The following is a 10,028-nucleotide window of genomic DNA, read 5'->3' on the forward strand; positions in this document are numbered from 1 at the left end:
ATTACAATGGCGGCAGCATACACTTCAACTCCCGCGCAGAGGGGACCCATGGCAACACTGAAAGATATCGCAAAGGAAGCGGGCGTGTCACAGGCCACCGTGTCGCGCATTCTTAACGACGACCCGACGCTGAACGTCAAAGAAGAGACCCGGCATCGGATCCTGGAGATCGCTGAAAAGCTGGAATATCGCGGCAGCAGCGCACGTAAAAGCCTGGTCCATCATGATGCCTGCCACCATGTGCTGGCGCTGTACAGCTACCGTCAGGAGCTGGAAATCAACGATCCGTATTACCTCGCTATCCGTCACGGCATTGAAACGCAGTGTGAAAAGCTGAATATCGGCCTGACCAACTGCTATGAAAATCAGGGGCTTCCTGAGGTGAATAAGGTCAGCGGCATTCTCATTGTCGGCAAACCGGCCCTGCAAATGCGCCAGGCCGCGCAAGCGCTGAGCGACAACATCTGCTTCATCGATTTCAACGAGCCCGACTCCGGTTTTGATTCGGTGGATATCGACCTGGTACGGATCAGCAAGGAAGTGGTCGACTTTTTCGTGGCTCAGGGTGTGCAGCGTATCGGCTTTATCGGCGGGGAAGACCAGCCGGGCAAGGCAGATATTCGCGAGAAAGCGTTCGTCGAATACGGCCACCTGAAGGGCGTGGTGTCTGAAAGCGACATCTGGCGCGGCGGCTTTTCCAGTTCGTCGGGGTATGAGCTGGCGACCCAAATGCTGGCGAAAAGCGACTATCCCGAAGCGCTGTTTGTCGCCTCTGATTCCATCGCCATCGGCGTACTGCGGGCCATTCACGAGAAAGGGCTTTCCATTCCGCAGGACATCAGTCTGATCAGCGTCAACGATATTCCTACCGCCCGTTTTACCTTCCCGCCGCTGACCACCGTGCGCATTCATTCCGAAATGATGGGCAGCCAGGGCGTGAACCTGCTGCTGGAAAAAGCCCGCGACGGACGGGCGCTGCCGTTACAGGTGTTTGTGCCGAGCCGCCTGAAGCTGCGTGGTACGACGCGTTAAACCCTACGCCTTACCCGGCCTACAAAAACAACCATTCTCCTGTAGGCCGGGTAAGGCGTAGCCGCCACCCGGCAATTTCCCCACCCTCTCTGAATCCCCTATTTTCGTGATTCGGTTAACGCATTTCGGTTTTACTGATTTTATTTAGTAAAATATTTACTAAACTCCCCTGCAATGATGTTTTAACCCGCAGGGAGATGAGATGAACCGCTGGGAGAATGTTCAACTAACGCACGAGAACCGGCTGCCGCCGCGCGCGTACTTTTTTGCTTATCCGTCCGTCGATGAGGCTCGCCGCTTTGCTCGCGAAGCCAGCAGCCATTTTTTGCTGCTAAGCGGCCAATGGACGTTTCGTTATTTTGACCATCCGCTTGATGTGCCGGAGGATTTCCCTCAGCGGCTGATGAATGACTGGGGGCAAATTAGTGTGCCGTCGATGTGGCAGCTCGAAGGCCACGGCCAGCTGCAATACACCGACGAAGGCTTCCCGTTCCCGATAGACGTGCCTTTCGTGCCTACCGCTAACCCCACCGGCGCCTATCAGCGCACCTTTACACTCGGCGAAAGCTGGAGCGCGCGTCAGACGCTCATCAAATTCGACGGAGTGGAAACCTATTTTGAAGTCTATGTGAACGGACATTACGTCGGCTTCAGCAAAGGCAGCCGCCTGACCGCCGAGTTCGACCTTTCCGCTTACGTTCACGCCGGAGAAAACCTCTTGTGCGTCAAAGTGATGCAGTGGGCGGACTCCACCTACGTGGAAGACCAGGACATGTGGTGGACGGCAGGCATTTTCCGCGACGTTTACCTCGTCGGGCGCACGCCGACTCACATCGACGATTTCACCGTCAGCACCGTGTTTAACGACGACTACCAGGATGCCACGCTTTCCTGTCGCGTGGAGCTGGAAAATCTGGCTGCACAGGCAGAGACCGTCAGCCTTGAATACCAGCTTTTCGACGGTGAGCAGTGCCTTTATCAGGGTGTGACTCGCGGCAGCGTCAACCAGCGCCAGACGCTCGATTTTAGCCTTGATGTGAAGCAGCCAAAACAGTGGTCTGCCGAATCGCCTTATCTCTACCAGCTGCTGCTGATCCTGAAAAACGCCGCCGGGGAAACTCTCGAAGTGGTGCCGCAGCGCGTGGGCTTCCGCGACATTCAGGTGCGCGACGGCCTGATGCTGATTAACAACCACTACGTGATGCTGCACGGCGTGAACCGCCACGATAACGATCACCTGAAGGGTCGCGCGGTGAGCATGGATCGGGTCGAGAAAGACTTGATCCTGATGAAGCAGCACAACATCAATTCGGTGCGCACCGCCCACTATCCGAACGATCCGCGCTTTTATGAACTGTGCGATCTTTATGGCTTGTTCGTGATGGCGGAAACCGACGTGGAATCGCACGGCTTCGCCAACGTCGGCGATCTGAGCCGCATCACCGACGATCCTGCCTGGGAAGGCGTGTACGTCGAACGCATCGTGCGTCACGTTCAGGCGCAGAAAAACCACCCTTCTATCGTCATCTGGTCGCTGGGCAACGAATCCGGCTATGGCTGCAACATCCGCGCGATGGCCAAAGCCTGCAAGGCGCTGGACCCAACGCGCCTGGTGCATTACGAAGAAGACCGGGATGCCGAAGTGGTGGACATCATTTCCACCATGTACACCCGCGTGCCGCTGATGAACGAGTTCGGCGAATACCCGCATCCTAAACCACGCATCATCTGCGAATACGCGCATGCAATGGGCAACGGCCCTGGCGGGTTAAGCGAATACCAGAATGTGTTTTATCGCCACGACTGCCTGCAAGGCCATTACGTCTGGGAGTGGTGCGATCACGGCATTCAGGCACACGATGCGGACGGCAGGACGTTCTACCAGTACGGCGGCGATTTTGGCGACTATCCGAATAACGCCAACTTCTGCCTCGACGGGCTGATTTATTCCGACCAGACCCCGGGCCCTGGCCTGCTGGAATACAAGCAGGTGATTGCCCCGGTGAAAGTCCACGCCGTCGATTTGGCTCGCGGCGAACTGCGAATCGACAACAAGCTTTGGTTCAGCACGCTTGACGACTACACCTTGCGAATCGAGATCAAAGCCGAAGGCGAGCTCATCAGCAGCCAGAGCCTGAAAGTCAGCGACCTGCCGCCGAACAGCAGCCGCACGCTGAACATCGATCTGCCGCAAACCGACGGCCGCGAAAGCTGGGTGAACGTGTTTGTCAGCAAGGACTCCGCAACGTGCTACAGCGAAGCCCATCACTCGATTGCACAGTACCAGTTCCTGCTCGCCCCTCGCACACTGGCGGCTAAACCGTGGCTCTCTGATAACGCCACTGCATTGCTGGTCGAAGACGAACGCCTGAACTGTACCGTCCGCGGGCATAACTTCCTGATGGTGTTCTCTAAGCGCAGCGGAAAACTGGCGTCATGGTTGGTCAACGGCGAGGAGATAATTGCCGAAGAAGGCAAAATCACCTTCTTCAAGCCGATGATTGATAACCACAAGCAGGAATACGAAGGGCTGTGGCAGCCGAATCATTTGCAGATTATGCAGGAGCATCTGCGCACGTTTCGCGTGGAACGCGAGGGCAACGACGTGTGCCTCGTCAGTGAAAGCGTTATCGCCCCGCCGGTGTTTGATTTCGGCATGCGCTGCACCTGTCGCTGGCGCGTCAGCCCGGCCGGAGCATTGAGCGTCGAGCTGTCGGGCACGCCTTACGGCGATTATTCGCACATCATTCCGTGCATCGGCTTCACGCTGGGCATCAACGGCAGCTTTGAGCAGGTGAAATATTACGGACGCGGGCCGGGGGAAAACTACCCGGACAGCCAGCAGTCCAGCCGGGTTGACGTCTGGCACAGCACGGTGGACGCGATGTTCGAGAACTATCCGTTCCCGCAGAACAACGGCAACCGCCAGCAGGTGCGCTGGGCGGCGCTCACTAACCGTCAGGGGAATGGCCTGCTGGTCGTTCCGCAGCAACCTCTTCACTTTAGCGCCTGGCCGTACACCGCCGAGGCCATTCACGCCGCACGTCACTGCAACGAACTGCAGCGCAGCGGCCACATCACCCTCAATCTTGACCACCAGCTATTGGGTCTGGGCTCGAACTCCTGGGGCAGCGAAGTGCTGGACAGCTTCCGCGTGCGCTTTAGCGAATTCCGCTATGGCTTCACCCTGCTGCCTGCCAGCGGCAACGTGCTGGCTCAGGCGTTCTCTCTCACCCCAACCGCTGCCGAATGCGAGGCCGAATAATGGACATTATCAATAACCTGGAAGAGTTTACCCGTCGCTATCACGGCGGTCGCAAATGGCAACGCTGCGTGGAAGCCATTCACAACATCGACGCCGTTAGCCCCGGCGTGGCGCATTCGATTGGTGATTCGCTGAGCTATCGCCTGAGCACCACCACCACCACCGATGCGCTTTTTCTGGGGCATCGCCGCTACTTCGACGTCCATTACTACCTGCAAGGCGCGCAAAAAATTGAGTACGCGCCGAAAGCGCACCTTCAGGTGGTGGAGTGCTACCGCGATGAAACCGACCGCGAATTTCTTAAAGGCTGCGGTGACACGGTGCAGGTTCACGAAGGGCAAATGGTCATCTGCGACATCGACGAAGCCTACCGCTTCATCAGCGAGGGCGCGGTGAAAAAGGTGGTGCTGCGCGTGACCGTAGAAGACGGCTATTTCCATAACAAATAAAAAATCCGGCGGCGCCGACGTAGCGCCGCTATCCTCCCTGTACCCGGAGATTCGTTATGTCAGAGTCCACTGTTTCAGAGTCCAAACGTAATACCATTGGCAAGTTCGGCCTGCTGTCGCTGACCTTTGCCGCCGTATTCAGTTTTAACAACGTCATTAATAATAATATCGAGCTGGGGCTGGCGTCCGCGCCAATGTTCTTCCTGGCGACGCTGTTCTACTTTATTCCGTTCTGCCTGATCATCGCCGAATTTGTCTCGCTGAATAAGAATTCCGAAGCGGGCGTTTATGCGTGGGTGAAAAGTTCGCTCGGCGGACGCTGGGCGTTTATTACCGCCTACACCTACTGGTTCGTGAACTTATTCTTTTTCACCTCGTTATTACCGCGCGTTATCGCTTACGCCTCGTATGCCTTTCTTGGCTATGAGTACATTCTCACCCCGTTTGCTACCGTGGCGCTGAGCCTGGTGTTATTCGCTTTTTCGACGTGGGTCTCAACCAACGGCGCAAAAATGCTCGGGCCAATTACCTCCGTCACCTCCACGCTGATGCTACTGCTGACACTGTCTTATATTCTGCTGGCGGGTGCGGCGCTGGTCGGCGGCGTGCAGCCTGCGGACCCGATTACCGTCGATGCTATGATCCCCAATTTCAACTGGGCGTTTCTCGGCATCACCACCTGGATTTTCATGGCCGCAGGCGGGGCGGAATCCGTGGCGGTGTACGTGAATGATGTGAAAGGCGGCTCGAAGTCGTTCGTCAAAGTGATCATCCTCGCGGGGATCGTGATCGGCGTGCTGTACTCCATTTCCTCGGTGCTGATTAACGTCTTTATCAGCAGCAAAGAATTGAAGTTTACCGGCGGCTCGGTACAGGTGTTCCACGGCCTGGCAGTTTACTTCGGTTTACCGGAAGTGCTGATGAACCGCTTCGTTGGCCTGGTCTCCTTCACCGCGATGTTTGGCTCGCTGCTGATGTGGACCGCCACACCGGTGAAAATTTTCTTCTCTGAAATTCCGTCCGGCATTTTTGGGCCGAAAACCGTAGCCCTGAATGAAAACGGCGTGCCTGCACGAGCCGCGTGGATCCAGTATTTAATCGTTATCCCGCTGATGATTATTCCCACTCTCGGCTCCAACACCGCCCAGGAATTAATGAATACGGTGATCAACATGACCGCCGCCGCCTCAATGTTGCCGCCGCTGTTTATTATGCTGGCCTACCTGAACCTGCGCCGCAAACTCGACCATCTGCCACGCGATTTTAAGATGGGTTCACGCACCACCGGCATTGTGGTGGTTTCAATGCTGATCGTCATTTTCACTATCGGCTTTATTGCCTCCACCTTCCCGACCGGCGGCAATATTCTGACCATCGTGTTCTATAACGTCGGCGGCATTGTCATCTTCCTCGGTTTTGCGTGGTGGAAATACAGCAAATACATCCGGGGGCTGTCGCAATCGGAAAAAAAGCGTGAAGCCGCTCCCGCGCAAACTCTCTCCTGAAGGAACCAGGAACCCAATGAGACTTTCACCTTCTGTTTACGGGGCACTCGCTGCCCTCTCTTTTTGCAACCCGGCGCTGGCCGCGGAAGAGGCCCGTCCGGCGGAGCATGACGACACCCGCACGCCGGAACTGTCCGCAACTTCATACCGTTTTTATGGCGAGCTGGGCGTTGGCGGCTATATGGATCTCGAAGGCCCGGAGAAGCACAAATACAGCGACGGCACCTATATCGAGGGCGGGCTGGAAATCAAGCACGGCCCGTGGTTCGGCCTGATCTACGGCGAAGGCTGGACCGTTCAGGCCGACAGCCAGGGCAATGCCTGGGTTCCCGACCATGGTTGGGGCGGTTTTGAAGGCGGCCTGAACCGCCTGTACGGCGGCTATCGCACCGATGACAACACCGAAATCATGCTCAGCCTGCGCCAGGATTCGTCACTCGATGACCTGCAATGGTGGGGCGATTTCACACCGGATCTGGGCTACGTTATCCCCAACACCCGCGACATTATGTACGCCCTGAAGGTGCAGAATCTGACGGGCAAGTTGCGCTACAGCGTGACCGCCACGCCCGCCGGGCATCATGATGAAAGCAAGGCCTGGCTGCATTTTGGCAAATACGACCGGTACGACGATAAATATACCTATCCGGCGATGATGAACGGCTATCTGCAATATGAATTCATCGAAGGCGTGACCTGGATGAACGGCCTGGAAGTCACCGACGGTACCGGGCAACTGTTCCTGACCGGCATCCTGTCGCCACATCTGGCGGCACGTGCCTGGCATCACACCGGGCGCGCCAAAGGCCTGGGCACTCCTGGCACCGAAACCGGGTTTATGGCGAGCGCGATGGCAGAACCGCTGAAGGGGCTCTATTTCTCCACCGCCTGGAGTTACGCGAAGCACCGTCCCGACGAGGCGGCTGAGGAAACCACCTCATTTATGCAGTTCGGTATCTGGTATGAATACGGCGGGGGGCGTTTTGCCACTGCCGCCGACAGCCGCTGGTACATGAAAACCGCCTCCGGCGATCCCAGCGATCAGCTGTTCCTGATGCAATACTTCTACTGGTAACAAGGACAGAATCACCATGAAATTGACGACCTCTCTCGCCCCGCTGGCCTGCGCTCTGCTGCTGAGCCTGTCGGCGCACGCGGGCAGCGCGGACAGCTATAAAAATGTCATCAACCGCGTCGGCGCACCGCACTATATGCAGGATTTCGACAGCGACGATCACCAGCGCTTTAACCCGTTCTTCGATCTCGGCGCATGGCACGGCCACCTGCTGCCCGACGGCCCGGCAACCCTGGGCGGCTTTCCCGGCCCGGCGCTGCTGACCGAAGAGTACATCAACTTTATGGCGACCAATTTCGACCGCCTGACGGTGTACCGCGGCGGCAAAAAAGTTGATTTCACGATGCAGGCATGGAGCCTTCCCGGTGCGTTGGTGCAAACCCTGAGCGCGCCCGGCGTGAAGATTGTGATGACCCTGCGTTTCGCCAGCGCACGCACCTCGCTGCTGGAAACGAAGATCACCAGCGATGCTCCGCTGCTGCTGAAATGGGATGGCGAGCTGCTGGAAAAATTGCAGGCCAAAGAGGGAAAAGCCGTCTCCGATAAGACGATTGATGCGGCCTATCCGGACTATCAGCGCCAACTCGTCGCCACCCGCGATGGCGTGGACGTGAAATTCGGCAAAGTGCGTTCAACCTGGGATCTGCTGACCTCCGGAGCCTCGCAGTATCAGGTGCATAAATCGATTCCGGTTGAGACAACCGTCGAGGGGGATCGCTTCACCAGCACCGCACGCATCAACGGCTCGACCACGCTGTGGACCACTTATTCGCACCTGCTGACCGCCGAAGACGTCAGCCATGAAAAAATGCAGATCCGCGATATTCTCGCCCGTCCGTCGCACTACATGCAGGCCGCCGAACAGCGCTGGGAAGGGTATCTCCAGCGCGGTCTGACCAATCCGGAGGCTACACCAGAGCAAACCCGCGTGGCGGTAAAAGCCATCGAAACCCTGAACGGCAACTGGCGCTCGCCGGGCGGCGCGGTGAAGTTCAATACCGTCACGCCGTCGGTGACCGGGCGCTGGTTCTCCGGCAATCAGACCTGGCCATGGGATACCTGGAAACAGGCCTTCGCGATGGCGCACTTCAACCCGGAGATAGCCAAAGACAATATCCGCGCCGTCTTCTCCTGGCAGGTTCAGCCTGGCGATAAAGTCCGCCCACAGGACGCAGGGTTTGTGCCAGACCTGATTGCCTGGAACCTGAGCCCGGATCGCGGCGGTGATGGCGGCAACTGGAACGAGCGCAACACCAAGCCAAGCCTGGCAGCGTGGTCGGTGATGGAGGTCTATAAAGTCACCAATGATAAAGCGTGGCTGGAAGAGATGTACCCGAAACTGGTGGCCTATCACGACTGGTGGCTGCGTAATCGCGATCACAACCACAACGGCGTGCCGGAGTATGGCGCGACGAAGGATAAAGCGCATAACACCGCCAGCGGCGAGATGCTGTTTACGGTGAAAAAAGGCGACAAAGAAGAGACGCTTTCCGGCCTGAAAAACTACGACGCCACCGTCAGCAAAGGTCAGTACGATAGCCTGCAAATTCCGGCGCAGGTGGCAGCCTCCTGGGAATCCGGGCGCGATGACGCAGCGGTGTTTGGCTTTATCGACAAAGACCAGCTGGATAAATACGTGCAAAACGGCGGCAAGCGCAGCGACTGGACGGTGAACTTCGCCGAAAACCGCGATGCGAAAGGTACGCTGCTTGGCTATTCGCTGTTGCAGGAGTCCGTCGATCAGGCGAGCTACATGTACAGCGACAACCACTATCTGGCGCAGATGGCGACAATCCTCGGCAAACCGGAGGAAGCCAGCCGCTACACCGCACTTGCCGGGAAGCTGGCGGACTACATCAACACCTGCATGTTTGATGCGAAAACAGGTTTCTATTACGACATTCGCATTGAAGACAAGCCGCTGGCTAACGGCTGCGCGGGCAAACCGATCGTCGAACGCGGCAAAGGCCCGGAAGGCTGGTCACCGCTGTTCAACGGCGCGGCAACCCAGGCCCATGCCGATGCGGTGGTGAAAGTGATGCTCGACCCGAAAGAGTTTAACACCTTCGTGCCGCTCGGCACCGCCGCGCTCACCAGCCCGGCGTTTGGCGCCGATATTTACTGGCGAGGCCGGGTGTGGGTCGATCAGTTCTGGTTCGGGCTGAAGGGCATGGAACGCTATGGGCATCGCGAGGAAGCAGTGAAACTGGCGGACACCTTCTTCCGCCACGCCAAAGGCTTAACCAGCGACGGGCCGATTCAGGAAAACTACAACCCGCTGACCGGCGGCCAGCAGGGCGCGCCGAACTTCTCGTGGAGTTCCGCGCATTTGTATATGTTGTATAACGATTTTTTCCGTAAGGAGTAGCTTGATCCCCTCACCCCGGCCCTTATGTCTTGATCTTCTCCGTTTCTGCGGAGAAGATCCCCGACTGATCATCGGGAGGTTACCGGTGAGCATCACCCGGCCCTGGTGCCCCTGAGCCCGTGGGAGAGATTATGCCCCGGTAACCTGTTTCCCTGTCGCCTCAAGACCGAACGGTATCCTGTGCCCCGAGCACCCACATATAAGGATGGTCCGGCGATATTATTCATAAGGTTATGGAGTGCCATGATGAGTCTTGTCTCCGTCGGCGTTGATATCGCCAAACTCAAGTTTGATGTTGCTGTCCTGCTGCCAAATCAGAAGTACAAAACCAAAA

At 57.3% G+C, this 10,028-nt stretch carries 6 protein-coding genes; all 6 read left to right on the top strand.

All coding sequences use genetic code 11. From position 1 onward, the window contains the following. The first annotated feature begins 48 nt into the window (after positions 1-48). The 6 genes from ebgR (at position 49) to ygjK (ending at position 9,694) form a co-directional block, all read left to right on the top strand. Positions 49-1,032, top strand: coding sequence for a transcriptional regulator EbgR (gene ebgR, locus ACLW56_RS22745; protein WP_330985943.1), 984 nt, complete (start codon positions 49-51; stop codon positions 1,030-1,032). 202 nt (positions 1,033-1,234) lie between these two features. Further along, a complete protein-coding gene (gene ebgA / locus ACLW56_RS22750; RefSeq protein WP_330985944.1) occupies positions 1,235-4,297 on the top strand; it encodes a beta-galactosidase subunit alpha in 3,063 nt (1,020 codons plus the stop codon). Next, on the top strand, positions 4,297-4,746 hold the full coding sequence (locus tag ACLW56_RS22755) for a beta-galactosidase subunit beta (RefSeq protein ID WP_330985945.1): 450 nt from the start codon (positions 4,297-4,299) through the stop codon (positions 4,744-4,746). Before ebgA ends, ACLW56_RS22755 begins: the two co-directional genes overlap by 1 nt. Before the next feature lie 56 nt (positions 4,747-4,802). Further along, positions 4,803-6,251 carry an amino acid permease gene (locus ACLW56_RS22760; RefSeq protein WP_330985946.1) on the top strand — a complete coding sequence of 483 codons (1,449 nt, stop codon included), beginning with the start codon at positions 4,803-4,805 and terminating at the stop codon, positions 6,249-6,251. 16 nt (positions 6,252-6,267) lie between these two features. Beyond that, complete coding sequence (gene ygjJ, locus ACLW56_RS22765) at positions 6,268-7,326, top strand: protein YgjJ (RefSeq protein WP_330985947.1); 1,059 nt, start codon at positions 6,268-6,270, stop codon at positions 7,324-7,326. 16 nt (positions 7,327-7,342) lie between these two features. After that, complete coding sequence (gene ygjK / locus ACLW56_RS22770) at positions 7,343-9,694, top strand: alpha-glucosidase (protein WP_330985948.1); 2,352 nt, start codon at positions 7,343-7,345, stop codon at positions 9,692-9,694. The last annotated feature ends 334 nt before the right edge of the window (positions 9,695-10,028 follow it).

Source organism: Pantoea sp. sgz302252, assembly GCF_047713085.1.
Classification (GTDB): Bacteria; Pseudomonadota; Gammaproteobacteria; order Enterobacterales; family Enterobacteriaceae; genus Scandinavium.